This is a genomic window from Streptomyces sp. NPDC102514 (assembly GCF_055584525.1).
This window is the reverse complement of sequence record NZ_JBVJLW010000014.1, coordinates 312,439-332,805: the sequence shown is the minus strand read 5'-3', so window position 1 is coordinate 332,805 and position 20,367 is coordinate 312,439. Positions and strand designations below refer to the sequence as shown.

At 70.7% G+C, this 20,367-nt stretch carries 13 protein-coding genes; all 13 read left to right on the top strand.

Translation table 11 applies throughout. The annotated features are described in order from the left end of the window. Positions 1-16 precede the first annotated feature (16 nt). Positions 17-961 (top strand): rod shape-determining protein MreC, encoded by a 945-nt coding sequence (gene mreC / locus ACZ60E_RS32135; RefSeq protein ID WP_469444953.1) that lies wholly within the window; start codon positions 17-19, stop codon positions 959-961. A 14-nt stretch (positions 962-975) separates the two neighbouring features. Then, positions 976-1,647 (top strand): rod shape-determining protein MreD, encoded by a 672-nt coding sequence (gene mreD / locus ACZ60E_RS32130; RefSeq protein ID WP_469444952.1) that lies wholly within the window; start codon positions 976-978, stop codon positions 1,645-1,647. Next, complete coding sequence (gene mrdA / locus ACZ60E_RS32125) at positions 1,644-3,902, top strand: penicillin-binding protein 2 (protein WP_469444951.1); 2,259 nt, start codon at positions 1,644-1,646, stop codon at positions 3,900-3,902. The genes mreD and mrdA overlap by 4 nt, the downstream gene beginning before the upstream one ends. After that, positions 3,899-5,098 (top strand): rod shape-determining protein RodA, encoded by a 1,200-nt coding sequence (gene rodA, locus ACZ60E_RS32120; RefSeq protein WP_384809203.1) that lies wholly within the window; start codon positions 3,899-3,901, stop codon positions 5,096-5,098. The genes mrdA and rodA overlap by 4 nt, the downstream gene beginning before the upstream one ends. A gap of 173 nt (positions 5,099-5,271) precedes the next feature. After that, positions 5,272-6,786 carry a CYTH and CHAD domain-containing protein gene (locus ACZ60E_RS32115; protein ID WP_469444948.1) on the top strand — a complete coding sequence of 505 codons (1,515 nt, stop codon included), beginning with the start codon at positions 5,272-5,274 and terminating at the stop codon, positions 6,784-6,786. A gap of 197 nt (positions 6,787-6,983) precedes the next feature. Continuing rightward, entirely contained in the window at positions 6,984-8,951 is a 1,968-nt protein-coding gene (locus ACZ60E_RS32110) for a TIGR03960 family B12-binding radical SAM protein (protein WP_469444946.1), read from the top strand. 107 nt (positions 8,952-9,058) lie between these two features. After that, complete coding sequence (locus ACZ60E_RS32105) at positions 9,059-10,426, top strand: hypothetical protein (RefSeq protein WP_469444945.1); 1,368 nt, start codon at positions 9,059-9,061, stop codon at positions 10,424-10,426. A 48-nt stretch (positions 10,427-10,474) separates the two neighbouring features. After that, positions 10,475-11,269 (top strand): TIGR03936 family radical SAM-associated protein, encoded by a 795-nt coding sequence (locus ACZ60E_RS32100; RefSeq protein WP_453793824.1) that lies wholly within the window; start codon positions 10,475-10,477, stop codon positions 11,267-11,269. Between the two features lie 249 nt (positions 11,270-11,518). Then, positions 11,519-15,844: an Rne/Rng family ribonuclease gene (locus ACZ60E_RS32095; RefSeq protein WP_469444944.1), complete on the top strand. Its 4,326-nt coding sequence runs from the start codon at positions 11,519-11,521 to the stop codon at positions 15,842-15,844. Between the two features lie 343 nt (positions 15,845-16,187). Beyond that, on the top strand, positions 16,188-17,534 hold the full coding sequence (locus tag ACZ60E_RS32090) for a phospholipase D-like domain-containing protein (RefSeq protein ID WP_469444943.1): 1,347 nt from the start codon (positions 16,188-16,190) through the stop codon (positions 17,532-17,534). Between the two features lie 205 nt (positions 17,535-17,739). After that, a complete protein-coding gene (gene rplU / locus ACZ60E_RS32085; RefSeq protein WP_006374708.1) occupies positions 17,740-18,060 on the top strand; it encodes a 50S ribosomal protein L21 in 321 nt (106 codons plus the stop codon). Between the two features lie 14 nt (positions 18,061-18,074). Continuing rightward, a complete protein-coding gene (rpmA, locus tag ACZ60E_RS32080) occupies positions 18,075-18,329 on the top strand; it encodes a 50S ribosomal protein L27 (RefSeq protein WP_107016287.1) in 255 nt (84 codons plus the stop codon). Positions 18,330-18,513: 184 nt separating this feature from the next. Continuing rightward, positions 18,514-19,950, top strand: a complete 1,437-nt coding sequence (gene obgE / locus ACZ60E_RS32075) for a GTPase ObgE (protein ID WP_469444941.1) — start codon at positions 18,514-18,516, stop codon at positions 19,948-19,950. Positions 19,951-20,367: the final 417 nt, after the last annotated feature.

Here is a 20,367-nt window from a genome sequence, read left to right as displayed (position 1 = left end):
GGCACGGCCGTCGCACGTGAGGGACACACGAGAGAGCCGGCTGCTCCTGGTGCTGCTGATCGCCATCGCGTTCGCCTTGATCACGGTGGACATCCGCGGGGGTGAGGACTCCCCGGTCGACGGTGCCCGTCGCGGCGCCGCCACGGTGTTCGGCCCGATCGAGGACGGGGTGTCGACCGCCGTCGACCCCGTCGGCAACGCGATCCAGGCCGTCAAGGACTCCGGTGGCCGTCACGACCGCATCGCCCAACTGGAGCGCGACAACGCCGGGTTGAAGGCGAAACTCGGCAGCGACGACCGTAACCGCAGCCGCAGCGCGCAGCTCGACAAGATGCTCAAGACGGCAGGCGCCGGGCAGTACGGCATCAAGGGCGCCGAGGTCATCGCCATAGGAGCGGCCCAGGGATTCTCCTGGACCGTCACCATCGACGTCGGCGCGAACGACGGCATCAAGCGCGACATGACCGTCCTCAACGGAGACGGACTGGTCGGGCGCGTCACCACGGTCGGCCCGGGCACCGCCACCGTGCTGCTCGCCAACGACCCCGACTTCACGGTCGGTACGCGCATGGAGTCCACCGACGAGCTCGGCTTCGCCTCCGGCCAGGGCGACAGCCCGCTGCGCGTCGAGCTGCTCAACGGCAAGGCCAAGATCAAGAAGGGTGACCGGCTCGTCACCTTCGGCTCACAGGCCGACAAGCCGTTCGTGCCCGGCGTCCCCGTGGGCCTGGTCTCCCGTGTCGACCCCTCCGGCGGCGACCTGACCCGCACCATCTACGTCACGCCGTTCGTGTCCTTCTCCAAGCTCGACATCGTCGGTGTCGTCGTCCAGGCCCCGCGCGAGGACCCGCGCGACGAGGTGCTGCCGGCCAAACCCAAGCCAACACCCACGCCGACCGTGACCGTGACGGTCACGCCCTCTGCGAACGCGCCCGCCGACGGCCTGCAGCAAGAGCAGTAGGAGCTGACTTCCCCATGCGCTTCAACCGAATGCTGCTCTCCGCCACCCTGGTGATCGTCGCCCTGGTGGTCCAGGTCAGCGTCCTCGCCCGCCTGCACCTGCCGGGCGCCGTACCGGACCTCCTGCTGCTCACCGTCCTCGGCCTCGCCCTGGTCTACGGCCACGTCGGCGGCGCCCTCGTCGGCTTCGGCGCGGGCCTGCTCGCCGACTTCGTCCCGCCCGCCGACCACGCGGCCGGACGCTACGCCCTCGTGCTGTGCGTCATCGGCTACCTCGCCGGACTCGCCAAACCCGAAAACGGCCAGCTCAAGTCCGCCACTGGCCCGATGGCCGTGGTCGTGGCCGCCTCGATCGGCTCCACCCTCCTGTACGCGGGAGTGGGCGCCCTCGTCGGCGACACCGCCGCCCGCCATGTCGGCCTCGGCGGCCTGCTGTTCACGGCCGCCCTGTACGACCTGCTGCTCGCCCCGTTCGTGGTCCCCGGCATCATGGCCCTGGCCCGGCGCGCCGAGAACGATCCGCTCGCCGACACCGGCGGCTCCGGCAAGTCGACCGACGTCGCCGCGGGCTGGATCTCCTCCGGCACGGGCCTGAGTATCGGCGGCCAGCGCAGCGGACTGAGAGTGAAGGCCGCCAAGGCACGGATGGCCAGGGCAGGACGCATCAAGGGGGTCAAGCGACTGTGACCAATATTCCTGAGACCGGCCGGACCCCGCGGGTCCAGATCCGGCTCATCGTCATCCAGATCCTCGTACTGTCCCTCCTCGGCACCCTCGGCGGTCGCCTCTGGTACCTCCAGATCCGCAACGGCGACGAGTACGCCAAGGAGGCGTCGGGCAACCACGTCCAGCAGGTCGTCAGCCCCGCCGTGCGCGGCTCGATCCTGGACGCCCGCGGAGTGCCGATCGCCGACAACGAGACCCGGCTCGTGGTCTCCGCGTCCCGCACCGACCTGATGAAGATGAAGGACGACGGCGACGCCGTCCTCACCAAGCTCGCGGACGTCCTCGGCATGAAGGCCGCGGACATACTGGACAAGGTCCGGCTGTGCGACGCGAAGACGCCCCAGCCGTGCTGGAACGGCTCGCCCTACCAGCCGATCCCCATCACCGACGAGGCCACGCCCAAGCAGGCCCTGCAGATCCGCGAGCGCGCCGAGGACTTCCCCGGCATCACCGCGGAACCGCAGGCCGTACGCCGCTACGCAGCCCCCGGCAAGGCCAACACCGCCCAGGTCCTCGGCTATCTCTCGCCCGTCACCGACGAGGAGATCACCAAGGCCGAGGACAGCGACTCGCCGTATCTGCGCTCCGACCAGGTCGGCCGCTCCGGCCTGGAGCGCCAGTACGACAAGCAGCTGCGCGGCAAGGCCGGCGTCACCCGCTACGAGGTCGACAACCTCGGCCGGGTCATCGGCCAGGCCGAGAGCGACGAGGCCCAGCCCGGCGCGAACGTCGTCACCAGCATCGACTCCCGCGTCCAGCGCGTCGCCGAGTACGAACTGAACGAGGCGATGAAGGTCGCCCGTACGGAGTTCGACAAGAACACCGGTGAGAACTACAAGGCAGACTCCGGGGCGGTCGTCGTCATGGAGGCCAAGACCGGCCGGGTCGTGTCCATGGCGTCCAACCCGTCCTACGACCCGAACGCCTGGGTCGGCGGGATCTCCGGCAAGGACTACACGCAGCTCACCGGCAAGGACTCCAACTACCCGCTCCTGAACCGCGCGATCCAGGGCCAGTCGGCGCCCGGCTCGATCTTCAAGGTCGTCCCGACCGCCGCCGCCATAAACGCCGGCTACTCCTTCGACGGCCCCTACCAGTGCGGCGCCTCGTACTCCATCGGCGGCCAGGTCTTCAAGAACTTCGAGTCCAAGGGGTACGGCCCGATCAGCCTCGGCCGCGCCCTGGAGGTGTCCTGCGACACCGTCTTCTACAGCCTGTCCCACGAGGAGTGGAAGAAGGACGGCGGCATCAAGCCGAAGAAGAACGCCAAGGACTGGTTCTACAAGACGGCCCACCAGTTCGGCCTCGGCAAGGAGACCGGCATCGACCTGCCGAACGAGGTCACCGGCCGCGTCCCCGACCGCAAGTGGAAGTCGGACTACTGGAAGGCCAACAAGGACGCCTGGTGCAAGTACGGCAAGAAGGGCGGCTCGTACGCGCAGCAGATCGCGTACGAGAACTGCCTCGAAGGCAACCGGATGCGCGCCGGTGACTCCGTCAACTACTCGATCGGCCAGGGCGACACCCTTGTCACGCCGATACAGATGGCGGCGATCTACGGGGCCATCTCCAACGGCGGCACGCTGTACGACCCGACCGTCGGCAAGGCGATCGTCAGCCCGGACGGCAAGACCGTCCAGGAGATCGAGCCGAAGTCGCACGGCAAGCTGCCGATGACGCAGAAGACCCGTGACGAGATAGACGGTGCCCTCGCGGGAGTCGCGACCCGCGGTACGGCTGCCTGGCGGTTCGGCGGCTGGCCGCAGGACGAGATCCCGATGCACGCCAAGACGGGTACGGCCGAGGTCTACGGCAAGCAGACGACCTCGTGGTTCGCCACGTACACCAAGGACTACACGGTCATCATGACCATCTCCCAGGGTGGTACGGGTTCCGGCGCCTCGGGCCCCGCCGTGCGCAAGATCTACAACGCGCTGTACGGGGTCTCCGAGGAAGGCAAGATCGACAAGAAGAAGGCGCTGCTCTACCAGCCGCAGAAGAACCTGCCGAAGGTCGAGAAGGACGGGTCGATCGACTCCCCGAAGGCCGAGGTCTACCCGCCGAAGGCGGAGGAGCAGGCCACCGGGGAAGGGCAGCAGCAGGTGGCGGGCGACAACCCGGCCGCGACCGTGCCGAACCAGAACACCGGTACCAACCGGGACACCCGCAGGCGCTCCGCGCGCCGCTCGAAGAAGAGGCGGAGGTCGCTCGTATGACCGGCGGGAACGGTTTCTCCGTCTCCGGATACGGGCCGGAGCGAGCCAGCTGGACGCGGGTGTTCGCCCGTGACTCGCTGGCCCGCAGGCTCGACTGGCCGATACTGTTCGCGGCCATCGCGCTCTCCTTCATCGGCGCGGCCCTCGTCTACTCGGCGACCCGCAACCGCACCGAGCTGAACCAGGGCGACCCGTACTACTTCCTGTTCCGGCATCTGCTCAACACGGGCATCGGGTTCGCCCTGATGATCGGCACGGTCTGGCTCGGCCACCGCACCCTGCGCACGGCCGTACCGGTCCTCTACGGGCTCTCGCTCCTCCTGGTCCTGCTGGTGCTGACGCCGCTCGGCGCGACCATCAACGGCGCCCACGCGTGGATCGTCATCGGCGGCGGCTTCTCGCTCCAGCCCTCCGAGTTCGTGAAGATCACGATCATCCTGGGCATGGCCATGCTGCTCGCGGCCCGGGTCGACGCGGGCGACAAACCGCACCCCGACCACCGCACGGTCGTGCAGGCGCTCGGCCTGGCCCTCGTCCCGATACTGATCGTCCTGCTCATGCCCGACCTCGGTTCGGTCATGGTCATGGTGATCATCGTGCTCGGTGTGCTGCTCGCGTCTGGCGCCTCCAACCGCTGGATCTTCGGCCTCATCGGCGCCGGTGCGCTCGGGGCGATCGCGGTCTGGCAGCTCAAGATCCTCGACGACTACCAGATCGCCCGCTTCGCCGCCTTCGCCAACCCCGCGCTGGACCCGGCGGGCGTCGGCTACAACACCAACCAGGCGCGTATCGCGATCGGCTCCGGCGGGCTGTTCGGCACCGGGCTCGGCAAGGGCTCGCAGACCACCGGGCAGTTCGTGCCCGAGCAGCAGACCGACTTCGTCTTCACGGTCGCGGGCGAGGAACTCGGCTTCGTCGGGGCCGGGCTCATCCTGGTCCTGCTGGGCGTCGTGCTGTGGCGGGCCTGCCGGATCGCCCGCGAGACGACGGAGCTGTACGGGACGATCGTGGCCGCGGGGATCATCGCGTGGTTCGCGTTCCAGGCGTTCGAGAACGTCGGGATGACACTCGGGATCATGCCGGTGGCGGGGCTGCCGTTGCCCTTCGTCTCGTACGGAGGGTCGTCGATGTTCGCCGTGTGGGTGGCGGTGGGGCTGTTGCAGTCGATCAGGGTGCAGCGGCCCATGTCGGCGTAGCCGTTCCACGGGTGCGTTCCACTGGGTTTGGCGTTGCCCGGAAGGGTGCGGTTGTTCTTCGGGTGCCGGTTCGTCGTGGCCGGCCGCGCAGTTCCCCGCGCCCCTTACGGGGTCGGCCCTTACGGGGCACCCGCCCCTTACGGGGAATGGGGTGCTGCAACTAAATTCAGGTCATGGCGGACACCAAGCGTGAGATCGAGCGTAAGTACGAAGCCGATGAGAATGCCGGACTGTCGGATCTGCCGGATCTGACGCGGGTGCCGGGTGTCTCGGCCGTCATCGACAAGGGCGTCGCCGAACTCGACGCCACCTACTACGACACGGCCGACCAGCGCCTCGCCGCCGCGTCCCTCACCCTGCGCCGCCGCACCGGCGGCGACGACGCGGGCTGGCACCTGAAACTCCCCGTCTCCGACGGCGTACGGGACGAGATCCACGCCCCGCTGTCCGACACCCTGCCCCGCGCCCTCGCCGGACTGGTCCGCTCCCGGGTGCGCGACGCCGAACTGGTCCCCGTCGTACGGCTGCTGTCCGCCCGGGACGTCCGCCACCTCGTCGACGAGTCCGGGGGCCTGCTCGCCGAGGTCAGCGTCGACCGCGTACGGGCCGAACGGCTCAGCGGCGGCGACGGCACCGCCCGGTGGACCGAGATCGAGGTCGAGCTGGCGGACGACGGCGACCCCGCCTTCCTGGACAAGGTCGAGAAGAAACTGCGCAAGGCCGGCGTCTCCCGCTCCACGTCGGCGTCCAAGCTGGTCAGGGCGCTGGGGGAGACCGGCCGCAAGGCGCGCAAGGAACCCGTCGTGGCGGCGGCACCCGTCACCGCCGGCGACCACGTCCTCGCGTACGTCCGTGCCCAGCGCGACGCGATCGTCGAACTGGACCCCGCCGTCCGCCGGGACGTCTTCGACGCCGTGCACAGCATGCGGGTCGCCACCCGCAGGCTCCGCAGCACGTTCCGCTCGTACGGCAACGTCCTGGACCGGGGCGTCACCGACCCGATCCGCGACGAACTGAAGTGGCTGGCGGGGGAACTGGGCGTCGACCGCGACCAGGAGGTCCTGACCGAGCGGCTGACGACGGCCCTCGGCGCCCTGCCGCGCACCCTGCTCGCCGGGCCCGTCCGCGGCCGGCTGCGCACCTGGGCGCACGCCCGCCGGTCCGGTTCCCGGCGCCGCCTGATCGCCGTGCTCGACGGCGGCCGGTATCTGAACCTCCTCGTCTCCCTCGACGCGCTGCTCGCCACCCCGCCGCTGCGGGCCGCCGCCGCGGACACCACGGGCAAGGCCGTCACGAAGGCCGTGCGCAAGGACTTCGACAAGCTGTCCGGCCTGGTCGGGCAGGCCGTCGACCTGCCGTCGGGGGAGAGCCGCGACCTCGCGATCCACGAGGCCCGCAAGAAGACCAAACGCACGCGTTACGCGGCCGAACTCGCCGCCCCCGTCCTCGGAAAGCCCGCGAAGAGCCTGGTGAGCGACATGAAGTCCCTCCAGGGCCTGCTCGGCGAACACCAGGACAGCGTGATGGCGAGGCTGGCCCTGCGGGACCTGGCGACCCAGGCCCACGCTGCAGCCGAGAACGCCTTCACGTACGGGGTCCTGTACGGCCACGAGGAACGCGTCGCCGAGTCGGTGGAGACGGCTCTGCCGGAGGCGTGGGAGGCGATCAGGAACGGGACGACGATCTAGGCGACGATCTTTTCGGGGCGCCCTCCAGGGCGCCCCGAAGGGGCGCGGGGAACTGCGCGACCAGCCACGACGGATCCGCGGTCGCGCGACGGCGGCAGGCGCCCACGGACCCGGCGGAGCGCGAACGCGGACGGGGCGTGCGCCCAGGCACGTTACGCTGGAAAGTCATCCCCTGTCGGCTCGCAAAGGTTCGTGAGATGTCTGCCGAAACCGCTGTGTCGGTCTTTCCACAGCTCGAAGCTCTGCTCCCGCATGTGCAGAAGCCGATCCAGTACGTCGGCGGAGAGCTCAACTCCACGGTCAAGCCCTGGGAGGACTGCGACGTCCGCTGGGCGCTCATGTACCCGGACGCGTACGAGGTCGGACTGCCCAACCAGGGCGTCATGATCCTCTACGAGGTCCTGAACGAGCGCGCTGGCGTCCTCGCCGAGCGCACGTACAGCGTCTGGCCGGACCTTGAGGAGCTGATGCGCGAGCATGGCGTCCCGCAGTTCACGGTGGACGGCCACCGGCCCGTGAAGGCCTTCGACGTGTTCGGGCTGAGCTTCTCCACGGAGCTGGGCTACACGAACATGCTGACCGCGCTCGACCTCGCGGGCATCCCGCTGGAGTCGAAGGACCGCGGTCTCGACGACCCGATCGTGCTGGCTGGCGGTCACGCCGCGTTCAACCCCGAGCCGATCGCCGACTTCATCGACGCGGCGATCATCGGCGACGGCGAGCAGGCCGTGCTGGACATGACCGAGATCATCCGTGCCTGGAAGGCCGAGGGCCGGCCCGGTGGCCGCGAGGAGGTCCTGTTCCGCCTCGCGAGGACGGGCGGGGTGTACATCCCGGCGTTCTACGACGTCGAGTACCTCCCCGACGGCCGTATCGGCCGCATGGTCCCCAACAAGTCGGGCGTCCCGTGGCGCGTGTCCAAGCACACGGTCATGGACCTGGACGAGTGGCCGTACCCGAAGCAGCCCCTCGTGCCGCTCGCCGAGACCGTCCACGAGCGCATGTCGGTGGAGATCTTCCGCGGCTGCACCCGCGGCTGCCGCTTCTGCCAGGCGGGCATGATCACCCGCCCCGTCCGTGAGCGTTCCATCACGGGCATCGGCGAGATGGTCGACAAGGGCCTCAAGGCGACGGGCTTCGAGGAGGTGGGCCTGCTCTCCCTGTCCTCGGCGGACCACTCGGAGATCGGCGACATCGCCAAGGGCCTCGCGGACCGGTACGAGGAGGACAAGGTCGGGCTCTCCCTGCCCTCCACCCGGGTCGACGCGTTCAACGTCGACCTGGCGAACGAGCTGACCCGCAACGGCCGCCGCTCCGGGCTGACCTTCGCCCCCGAGGGCGGCTCCGAGCGCATGCGCAAGGTCATCAACAAGATGGTCTCGGAGGAGGACCTGATCCGGACCGTCTCGACGGCGTACGGCAACGGCTGGCGCCAGGTCAAGCTGTACTTCATGTGCGGCCTGCCCACCGAGACCGACGAGGACGTCCTCCAGATCGCGGACATGGCGATGAACGTGATCGCCGAGGGCCGCAAGGTCTCCGGCCAGAACGACATCCGCTGCACGGTCTCCATCGGCGGCTTCGTCCCCAAGCCGCACACGCCGTTCCAGTGGGCCCCGCAGCTGTCGGCACAGGAGACGGACGCCCGGCTCGGCAAGCTCCGTGACCGGATCCGCGGCGACAAGAAGTACGGCCGCTCCATCGGTTTCCGCTACCACGACGGCAAGCCCGGCATCGTCGAGGGCCTGCTCTCCCGCGGCGACCGCCGCATCGGCTCGGTCATCCGCGCCGTCTACGAGGACGGCGGACGCTTCGACGGCTGGCGCGAGTACTTCTCGTACGACCGCTGGATGCGGTGCGCCGACAAGACGCTCCCCGCCTTCGGTGTGGACGTCGACTGGTACACCACCCGCGAGCGCACCTACGAGGAGGTCCTGCCCTGGGACCACCTCGACTCGGGCCTCGACAAGGAATGGCTCTGGCAGGACTGGCAGGACGCGCTCGACGAGACCGAGGTCGACGACTGCCGCTGGACGCCGTGCTTCGACTGCGGGGTGTGCCCGCAGCTGGACCTCGACATCCAGGTCGGGCCGACCGGCAAGAAGCTGCTGCCGCTGACGGTGAAGAACGCCGCGCCCGCCGCGGCCGGCGGTCACAGCCACTGACACGGGTTTTACGGCGGGGACGGTGCGATCCGGGGCGAGCGCGGAGGAAAGTGCCGTTCCCGGACCGTTCGTGCATCCATCCGGACGGTTGACGCGTCCGTGTGGGTATGGACCTGGAGAAGTCGCCGCAGCCCGCGCCGCCCGTGATGCCCGCGCGGCAGCGGGACGCCGCTCCTGAGGGATGTCTCGCCGTCGCCATCCGCATCCCGGTGCGGATCGTGGTGTTCGTGCTGATCGTGCCCGTGCGGATGGCCTGGGACGCGCTCGTCGTCTGCGGCCGGCTCCTCGACGACACACTGCTGCGGCCGCTCGGCCGCGCGCTCATGTGGGTGCTCGCGCCGGTCGGCCGGGCCCTCGTGCGGCTGCTGGACGGCGTCGCGATCGTCCTCGCCCGGCTGTTCACCGGCATCGGGTACGCGCTGAAGTGGCTGTGCCTACTGGTGTTCGTCTGGCCGTGGGTGGGCCTGTGGCGTTACGTGGCCGTGCCGGTGGGCCGGGCGCTCGCGTGGCTCGGGCACGTGCTGCTGGTCGTCCCCGCCCGGTGGCTGTACGAGCGGCTGCTGACGCCTCTGGGGCACGGCATCGTGTGGACGCTGCGGGGCTTCGGGGCCGGCTGCGCCTGGTTGTGGCGGACGGCGGTGCTCACTCCGACGGGCTGGCTGTACCGGGCCCTGCTCGCGCCGACCGGGCGCGGTGTCGCGTGGGTCGTCGCGGGGCTGTGGTCCGGGGTGGTGTGGGTCTCGCGGGGACTGTGGGCGGGAGTTGTATGGGTCTCCCGCGGTGTGTGGGCGGGCATCACATGGGTCGGCGGGGGACTGTGGGCCGCCATGACATGGGTGGGCCGAGGGCTGTGGGCCGCCATGACATGGGTCGGCCGAGGGCTGTGGGCCGTGGTGGTCTGGCTCGGCAAGGTCGTCGGGACCCTCCTGCGGTGGACCCTCGTCGTACCCGCCGTCGCCCTGTGGCGCTGGGTCCTCGCACCGGTCGGACGAGGCATCGCCGTCATCGCGCGGGAGATCGGCGAGGCCCTGGGACACGCCTGGCGCGTCGCCGGATACGTGTCCCTCGCCGTCGGCCGCTTCCTCGGACGACTCTTCCGGTGGATCTTCGTCGAGCCGGTGCGGTGGGCGTACCGGAGCGTGTTCACTCCGATGGGGCACTTCGTACGGGACGTCTTCTGGAAGCCCGCGGCGGAGGCCGCGCGGAGCGTGGGCCGCGTCACCCGGCAGGCCCTGGCGAGCGCCCGGGAGACGGCACGGCAGACCAGGGCCGCCGACATCAGGCGCGCACTGTTCGGCGCACCGCGCGAGTCCGAGCCCGTACCCCTGGCCGGACCCCGCGCGGAGCCGGAGCAGGTACGCCTGGTCAAGCCCGGCGGGCCCCTGTGGAGCACGCCCGGCCCCTCCCGAAGGGAACGCACGGGCGCCGACACACGTACTCTAGGTAGTAGTACGACCGCACTCACGAAGGACTGAACGACACTGGGCAAGCGACAGCCCGAAGGCCCGCCGCCCGCACCCGCGGTGCAGCGCATCCGACTGCGCTACACCAAGCGCGGCCGCCTCCGGTTCACCAGCCACCGTGACTTCCAGCGTGCCTTCGAGCGCGCGTTGCGCCGAGCCGAGGTGCCCATGGCGTACTCGGCGGGGTTCACGCCGCACCCGAAGGTGTCGTACGCCAATGCCGCACCCACCGGCACGGGCAGTGAGGCGGAATATCTGGAGATCGCGCTCACCGACGCGCGCGATCCCGAAAAGCTGCGCGCACTCCTCGACGAGTCGATGCCCGCGGGGCTCGACATCATCGACGCCGTGGAGGCCCGTACGTCGGGTCTCGCCGACCGGCTCACCGCGTCCGTGTGGGAGATGCGCCTCGACGGCGTGTCCCACGAGGACGCGCTGCGCGCGGTCGACGCCTTCACCGCGGCCGAGACCGTCGAGGTGCAGCGCAAGGCGAAGAACGGCATGCGCACCTTCGACGCCCGCGGCGCCGTCGCGAGTCTGGAGGCGCACAGTGCACAGCCGACGGCACACGGTCCACAGGCTGATAGGCCGACCGACCAGGCCTGTGCGATACTGCGGCTGGTTGTTCGGCACGTGACGCCTGCCGTTCGACCTGACGACGTCCTGTCCGGTCTCCGAGCTGTGGCCGACCTGGCGCCGCCGGTCCCCGCAGCGGTGACCAGGCTGGCGCAGGGGCTTTTCGATGAAGAGACCGGCACGGTGACCGACCCGCTCGCGCCCGACCGCGAGGCAGCAGCACCTTCTCCGGGAATCTCCGGGGACAGCGCGACTGCCGCCGCGAAGGCGCTGGCGTAAGGAAGGTCCCGCGCAGGGACGTACGTCGAAGCGCCGCCCTCGTATCCGGGAGCCACCTGGTTCGGGCAGCGCACCGACCAGAAGACTTTCGCCAGGCCGTACGCACTCATGGCATACGGAACCGGCGAGACAGGACACAGAGAGCTCCCGTGCGGCGCCCGCGCCCCGGACGGCGGCACCGCGCAACGCGCGAGCCGCGGACGTCACCGGATCCGCGGCGCCCGGGAGCCTGACGGGAGATCCACCCGCATGCTTGAGCCGACCGACCCCACCGAGCCTTCCACGGGCTCCGACAACAGCACCCCGAGCGACACGCTGCCGCCACGCCGGCGCCGTCGTGCCGCTTCGCGCCCCGCCGGCCCGCCGTCGGCGGACGCCGAGAGCACGGCCGTGGCGGAGACCACGGCGCCGGCCATACCGGCTGTGACCTCCGCGGACCTCGCGACGGAGGAGGCGGCCACGACCGCCGCTCCCAGGAAGCGGGCCGCGGCGAAGACACCCGCGGCCGCCGCGGACGAACCGACGGAGGCACCGGCCGACGAGGCCGCCCCCGCTCCCCGTGCGCGCCGTCGTGCCACCCGAGGCGCATCCGCCCCGGCGGGAGCCCCGCAGGCCGCCGAGGCCACGACTGCCGAGACCGCCGCGCCGGCCGTGACGGCGGAGCCCGAGGCGCCCGCCGGGACCGAGGCCGACGCAGCGCCCGCCCCGCGTGCGCGCCGTCGTGCCACGCGCCGGGCCACCGCGCCCACGGGTGCGCCGCAGGCTGCTGAGGCCGCCGAGACGGCCGTAACCGTCGAGGTACCGGCTGCTGCTCCGGTTGCCGAGGAGACACCGGCTGCCGAGGCCGAGGCGGCGCCCGCCCCGCGTGCGCGCCGTCGTGCCACGCGCCGGGCCACTGCTCCCACGGGTGCGCCGCAGGTGGCTGAGGCCGCCGAGACGGCCGTAACCGCCGAGGTACCTGCTGCTGCCCCAGCCGTCGAAGAGACGCCGGTCGTCGAGGAGACACCGGCTGTCGAGGCCGAGGCAGAAGCGGCGCCCGCGCCGCGTGCGCGCCGTCGTGCGACCCGCCGCGCCACCGCGCCCGCCGGTGCGCCGCAGGCGGAGAGCGTGACGCCCGAGCAGGCGCCCGCCGAGGCCGCCGCCGAGCCCACTCGTCGCGTCGCCCGGCAGAAGGCCGAGCGCGCCGAGACCCCCACCGCGACCGAGCCCACCGAGGCCGTTGCTCGCGACGAGCGCAGGGAGGCCCCCGTGGCCGCTGCCAAGAACGACCGGTCCGCCGAGACCGAGACCCCCGACGACGCCGACGACGCCACCCCGCGCCGCGCCCGTCGCCGGGCCACCCGCAAGGCGGCCGGAGGCTTCTCCGCGCCCGCGCCCCGCAGGACCGCCGAGGAGGGTTCGGCCCGGCGCCCCGCGCGCCCCGCCGTCGCCGTCTTCCAGGCGCCTGTCTTCACCGAGCCGATGTTCCAGACGCCGGAGCGTGCCGCAGCCGCCGCCGCGGCCGAGGCCGCCGAAGAGGTGGAGGAGGTCGCGGAGCCGGTCCAGCAGCAGGCCGCCCCCGTGGCCGCCGCCGAGGAGGAGACGGGCGGTTCGCGCCGTCGCCGCCGCCGTGGCAAGGCCGAGGAGCCCGCCGCCCCCGCCGAGCGTGCCCCGGTGGAGCGTGCCCCCGAGGCCGAGGAGCCGGCCGACGAGGAGCCCGTCGAGGAGGAGTCCGCCGAGGACGCCGCCGACGGTGACGACAGCGAGGAGACCGGTTCGCGCCGCCGTCGCCGCCGCGGTGGCCGTCGCCGCCGCCGGGGCGAGTCCGCCGACGCGGACGACGACTTCGCTGCCGAGCAGAACGAGCGGGGTGAGCGCGGCGAGCAGGCCGCCCGGACCTCCGACGACACCGAGGACAGCGCCGAGCAGGGCGAAGAGGACTCCGCCGACGCGGACGACGACCACGACGACGGCGGCGGCTCCAGCAGCAGCCGTCGCCGCCGGCGCCGTCGCCGTCGCGCCGGTGACTCCTCCGGCGAGGCCGAGTCCGGCGAGAGCGACCCCGAGCGCACGGTCGTCAAGGTCCGCGAGCCCCGCAAGAAGGACGAGCACCCCAGCGACGAGGTCCAGTCCATCAAGGGCTCGACCCGCCTGGAGGCCAAGAAGCAGCGCCGCCGTGAAGGGCGCGAGCAGGGCCGCCGCCGCGTCCCGATCATCACCGAGGCCGAGTTCCTGGCCCGCCGCGAGGCCGTCGAGCGCGTGATGGTCGTCCGCCAGAGCGGCGAGCGCACGCAGATCGGTGTCCTTGAGGACGACGTGCTCGTGGAGCACTACGTCAACAAGGAGCAGTCGACGTCGTACGTCGGCAACGTCTACCTGGGCAAGGTCCAGAACGTGCTGCCGTCGATGGAGGCCGCCTTCATCGACATCGGCAAGGGCCGCAACGCGGTCCTGTACGCCGGTGAGGTCAACTTCGAGGCGCTGGGCATGGCCAACGGCCCCCGCCGCATCGAGAGCGCCCTGAAGTCCGGTCAGTCGGTCCTCGTGCAGGTCACCAAGGACCCGATCGGCCACAAGGGCGCCCGCCTCACCAGCCAGGTCTCGCTGCCCGGCCGCTACCTGGTCTACGTGCCCGAGGGCTCCATGACCGGTATCAGCCGCAAGCTGCCCGACACCGAGCGCGCCCGGCTGAAGACCATCCTCAAGAAGATCGTCCCCGAGGACGCGGGCGTCATCGTGCGCACCGCCGCCGAGGGCGCGAGCGAGGACGAGCTGCGCCGTGACGTCGAGCGGCTGCAGGCGCAGTGGGAGGACATCGAGAAGAAGGCGAAGAGCGGCAACGCCCCGACCCTGCTCTACGGCGAGCCGGACATGACCGTCCGGGTCGTCCGCGACATCTTCAACGAGGACTTCTCCAAGGTCATCGTCAGCGGCGACGAGGCGTGGGACACCATCCACGGTTACGTGGCCCATGTGGCGCCCGACCTGGCGAACCGCCTGTCGCGGTGGACCTCCGAGGTCGACGTCTTCGCGACGTACCGGATCGACGAGCAGCTCGCCAAGGCCCTGGACCGCAAGGTCTGGCTGCCCAGCGGTGGTTCGCTGGTCATCGACAAGACCGAGGCGATGATCGTCATCGACGTCAACACCGGCAAGTTCACCGGTCAGGGCGGCAACCTCGAAGAGACGGTCACCAGGAACAACCTGGAGGCGGCCGAGGAGATCGTGCGCCAGCTGCGGCTGCGCGACCTCGGCGGCATCGTCGTCATCGACTTCATCGACATGGTCCTTGAGTCCAACCGGGACCTGGTGCTCAGGCGCCTCCTGGAGTGCCTGGGCCGCGACCGTACGAAGCACCAGGTGGCCGAGGTCACCTCGCTGGGCCTCGTCCAGATGACCCGCAAGCGGGTCGGGCAGGGCCTGCTGGAGTCGTTCTCGGAGACCTGCGTCCACTGCAACGGCCGCGGCGTGATCGTGCACATGGAGCAGCCGACCTCCGCCGGAGGCGGCGGCAAGCGCAAGAAGCGCGGTCGTGGCGGTGCCGAGCAGACCCACGAGCACGAGCACACGTACGAGACGGAGACGGCCGAGGCCGCCGAGCCGGACGAGACGGTTGCCGAGGTCGCCGCGGAGGCTGCCGAGCCCGTCGCGCTTCCCGAGCCCGAGTTCGTACCGGACGAGGACCTCTACAGCAGTGCCGCCGAGGCGGAGGCCGCGGCGACCCGTGGTGGGCGTTCGCGTCGCCGGTCGGGCCGTCGTGCGTCGGCCCCGGCGGGTGCGCCGAGGTCCGAGTCCCGCAGGTCCGAGCGGGCCGAGCGGGCGGAACGTGCCGAGCAGGCCGAGCGCCGGGACGAGGTTCCGACCGCGCAGTCCGTGACGCCGGAGGAAGAGGCCGAGCGTCCGGTCCGGCAGGAGCCGGCCGAGGTCGCGCAGACGGCGCCCGTCGCCGCCGAGGACCCGGTGGTCGAGGCTCCGGCCGCCGCCGAGGCCCCGGCCGTCGACGACGCGGCTCCCAAGGGCCGTACGCGCCGTCGGGCGACCCGCAAGGTGTCCGCGCCCGCCGGTTCGCCCACGGCGGCCGAGGAGACCGTGGTGACGGTCTCCGAGCCGGTGGCCGCGCCCGTCGCGCCCGCCGAGCCCGTGGAGCAGGCCGCCGAGGCCGTCTCCGCGGAGGAGCAGCCCGTCGCGGACAGTGCCGCCCCGGCCCGTCCGAGGCGTCGTGCGGTCCGCAAGGCCACCGCGCCGACCTCGTCCGCCGAGACCGCCGTCACGGTCGTCCCGGCGGCGCAGCCGGACGCCGCGGCGCAGGCCGTCGAGGCGCCGGTCGAGGCCCCCGCGGAACCGTCCGCCGAGGACGGCGACGACGCCGTGGCGCCGGCCAAGAAGACGGCCCGCAAGGCGGCCAAGAAGGCGCCCGCGAAGAAGGCCGCCGCGAAGAAGACGACGACGGCGGCCAAGAAGACGGTCGCCAAGAAGACCACGGCCAAGAAGGCGACGAAGACCGCCAAGACGGCCGCGAAGTCGACGTCCAAGAAGACCGCGGCGGCGGAGCAGCAGACTCCGTCCACCGTCACGGCCTCCACCGACGAGGACTGACGAGGGCACAGGACGGCGGAGGCGCGAGCCTCGGCACGACGCCCCCCGACCGGCGCTCACCGCGCCGGCCGGGGGGCGTCGTCGTGTCCGGCGCGAGTGCGGCCGTGGTCGGCGTGGGCGCCGACGCCGTCACTCGTACGACCCGCGCGGTTACCCGAACTGTCGTCCCGGGCGCCCGGTTTGACGTACCGTGGCGCGTTTTGGGGAGCATCACGGACATCACATTCACCCCCCGCCCCTTGGCTGGTGACCCCTCACCTGTAAAACTCGGGCGGTCATTGATTACACATACACGGGTGTACGTCGGGGAGGACGTTCACACGTGTCAGGGGGAGGGGATCCCATGGTGTGCGTGCGCCTGCAGGGCACGGGGCGGCACCGCGCTGTGAAGCCGGTCAAGGGAAGCCGTCAGGCGCTCGCGCTGGCGACCGTGCTGTCCGCGGCGGGTGTCCAGGCCGGTATGACGGCGGGTACGGCGCAGGCCGTCGACAACCCGGCGTGGACCGAGGGGCCGGTCTTCAACGACCCGCTCGGCACCACCGACCAGCAGTACGCGATCCGCACCCGGCTCGTCGAGCTGACGAACTCCGCGCTGCCCGGCTCCACGATCAAGGTCGCGGTCTACCACGTCTGGGAGGCCGGCGTCGTCGACGCGCTCGTCGCCGCCAAGAACCGCGGTGTGCACGTACAGGTGCTGCTCGACGAGTCCAGCATCAGCGACCGCCCGACGAACACCGCCTACGGGACGCTCGCCTCGGGTCTCGGCACGGACCGTACGCAGGTCTCGTACGTCTCGACGTGTCCGGAGAACAAGTCGTGCCTCGGCGACCCGAAGTTCGGGCAGTCGATCATGCACAACAAGTTCTGGCTGTTCTCGGCGGTCGAGGGCGCCACGAACGTGGTCGTCGAGACCACCTCGAACTCCACGCCGTCCGCGCACACGCGCTTCTTCAACGACGCGCTGCTGCTGCCGAACAACCCGACGATGTACGACGCGTACGCGGACTACTTCGACACGATGGTCGCGCAGGACTGGGAGTCCTGGAACTACCGCACGGTGAGCAACGGCCTCTACAAGGCGTACTTCTTCCCGCGGGCGGGCAACACACGGGCCACCGACTCGGTGTACTCGATCCTCAACAACGTCACCTGCAAGTACAAGGACACCGCGGGCGTCACGCAGTCGACCAAGGTCCGGGTGGCGATCTTCAAGATCACGCGGCTGGCCATCGCGGAGAAGCTGGTCGACCTGAAGAAGGCGGGCTGCTCCGTGAGCATCGTCTACGCGGAGTCGGACAGCGCCAAGAGCAGCGGCGGCACCAAGGGCACCTGGGAGAAGCTGCACACCACCGGGGGCCCGACCGTACGCTGCTACAACGACGACCGTGACCCGCTGAACCCCGGCAAGAAGCTGGTCACGCCGTACATCATCCACTCCAAGTACATCCTGGTGGACGGGATGTACGACGGCGTGAAGAACAAGGTCAGCTTCACCGGCTCAGGCAACTACACGGGCCCCGCGCTGCGCGAGAACGACGAGTCGATCGTGAAGGTCGACGACGACGCCGTGCACGACATGTACAAGATCCACTTCGACCGGGTGACCAAGGTTGCCTACCCGGGCACCGCGGACACCACGGATCTGTGCAAGGGCGTGAAGCCGCTGCCCGCGGACGGCGAGCCCACGTAGGTTGCCTGGTCAGGGGGTGGTCCGGACCCGGTTTGACCCCCAGGTCGGGGCCCCGTAACCTTGACCCTCGGTGTGTTTATTGATGCACCGCATTCCCGTAAACCTCTTCCTCCTGGTGGCTCGCGCCCCGGGAGAGGCTGCCTGCTTCGCTTTTTTCGGTGGCTGGACTGCGGGGATTCCGATTTCGAGTGAGAGAGAGATCCGCGTGTACGCCATCGTGCGCAGCGGTGGTCGCCAGCACAAGGTTGCTGTCGGCGACATCGTTGAGGTTGACAAGATTTCCACTGCCAAGGTCGGCGACACGGTCGAGCTCTCGACCCTGCTCGTTGTCGACGGCGACGCTGTCACCAGCGACCCGTGGGTCCTGGCCGGCATCAAGGTCCAGGCCGAGATCGTGGATCACCACAAGGGTGTGAAGATCGACATCCTTCGCTACAAGAACAAGACCGGCTACCGCCGTCGTCAGGGCCACCGCCAGCAGTACACGGCGATCAAGGTCACTGAGATCCCCGCGGCTGCGAAGTAAGGGACTGAGGAGAGATGGCACACAAGAAGGGCGCATCGTCCACCCGGAACGGTCGCGACTCAAACGCTCAGCGGCTCGGTGTGAAGCGCTTCGGCGGTCAGACCGTCAACGCCGGTGAGATCCTGGTCCGCCAGCGTGGCACCCACTTCCACCCCGGCGTGAAGGTCGGCCGTGGCAAGGACGACACGCTGTTCGCGCTGGCCGCCGGTGCGGTCGAGTTCGGCACGCACCGCGGCCGCAAGGTCGTGAACATCGTTCCGGTCGCCTGACCGGATCTTTCGCGAGGCGGACCTCACTTCCCGTACGGGAAGCGGGTCCGCCTTTCGCGTGTTTTAACTGGTGGAGAGGTGTCCGTCGGACGGACACCGCCATCGAGTAGTGATCATCGGGCGGCGACGACCGCGCGGTGCTCATCGATGAGAGATTTTCCGTACGTAACTGGAGGCACATCCCATGACCACCTTCGTGGACCGCGTCGAGCTGCACGTCGCCGCGGGTAGCGGAGGCCACGGCTGTGCCTCCGTGCACCGGGAGAAGTTCAAGCCCCTCGGTGGCCCGGACGGCGGCAACGGCGGCCGTGGCGGTGACGTGATCCTGGTCGTCGACCAGTCCGTCACCACGCTCCTCGACTACCACCACTCCCCGCACCGCAAGGCCACCAGCGGCCGGCCCGGTGAGGGCGGCAACCGCTCCGGCAAGGACGGCCAGGACCTGATCCTGCCGGTGCCGGACGGCACGGTCATCCAGGACAAGGACGGCAACGTCCTCGCGGACCTGGTGGGCCACGGCACGACCTACGTGGCCGCCGAGGGCGGCAGGGGCGGCCTCGGCAACGCGGCACTGTCCTCGGCCCGCCGCAAGGCGCCCGGCTTCGCCCTGCTGGGTGTTCCCGGCGACCTCCAGGACATCGTCCTGGAGCTGAAGACGGTCGCCGACGTGGCGCTCGTCGGCTACCCGAGCGCGGGCAAGTCCTCGCTGATCTCGGTGCTGTCGGCGGCCAAGCCCAAGATCGCCGACTACCCCTTCACGACCCTCGTCCCCAACCTCGGTGTGGTGACGGCCGGCTCGATGGTCTACACGATCGCCGACGTGCCCGGACTCATCCCCGGAGCCAGCCAGGGCAAGGGCCTGGGGCTTGAGTTCCTGCGGCACGTGGAGCGCTGCGAGGTACTGGTCCACGTGCTGGACACGGCGACCCTGGAGTCGGACCGCGACCCCGTCTCCGACCTCGACATCATCGAGGAGGAGCTGAACCAGTACGGCGGGCTGGGCAACCGGCCGCGCCTCGTCGTCCTCAACAAGATCGACGTGCCCGACGGCAAGGACCTGGCCGAGATGGTGCGCCCCGACCTGGAGGCCCGCGGCTACCAGGTCTTCGCGATCTCCGCCGTCGCCCACATGGGCCTCAAGGAGCTTTCCTTCGCGCTCGCCGAGCTGGTCGGGAAGGCGCGTGCGGCGAAGCCCAAGGAAGAGGCGACGCGGATCGTCATCCGGCCGAAGGCCGTCGACGACGCCGGCTTCACCGTGGTCCGCGAGGACGACGGCCTCTACCGCGTGCGCGGCGAGAAGCCCGAGCGGTGGATCCGCCAGACCGACTTCAGCAACGACGAGGCCGTCGGGTACCTCGCCGACCGGCTCAGCCGCCTCGGCGTCGAGGCGTCGCTGATGAAGGCGGGAGCCAACTCGGGTGACGGCGTTGCCATCGGTCCCGAGGAGAACGCCGTCGTCTTCGACTGGGAGCCGTCGGTGCTGGCCGGTGCGGAGATGCTCGGGCGCCGTGGTGAGGACCACCGCTTCGAGCCGCCGCGGCCGGCTGCGCAGCGGCGTCGGGACAAGCAGGCGGAGCGGGACGAGTCGGACCGGGAATTCGACGACTTCAACCCGTTCTAACGGGTCTGCCCTCCGGGCCGGGGGTGCGCGGATACACCTGCGGCCCGGTGGGGGTGATCCGCGCCGTTCCTCGCGCCCCTTGGGTGGGTGGGGGTTGAGGTTTGTGTGTTCGCCTTGGGCCGGTGGGGGCTGGTCGCGCCGTTCCCCGCGCCCCTTGGGTGGGTGGGGGCTGGGGTTTGTGTGTTTGCCTCGGGACGGTGGGGGTGGCCCGCGCCGTTCCTCGCGCCCCTTAGGTGGGTGGGGGTGCTGTGGTGTTTTGGCTGCGGGGGGTTCGGTTGAGCGTGGTGTGCCCCGGGCGCCTGTTTTTAGGGGCGCGGGGAACTGCGCGAGTCACCCCCACCGGCCTCAGCTTTTTAAGGGGCGCGAGGAACGGCGCGGGTCACCCCCACCGGGCCCGCGGTGGAGGCAGCCACCTCA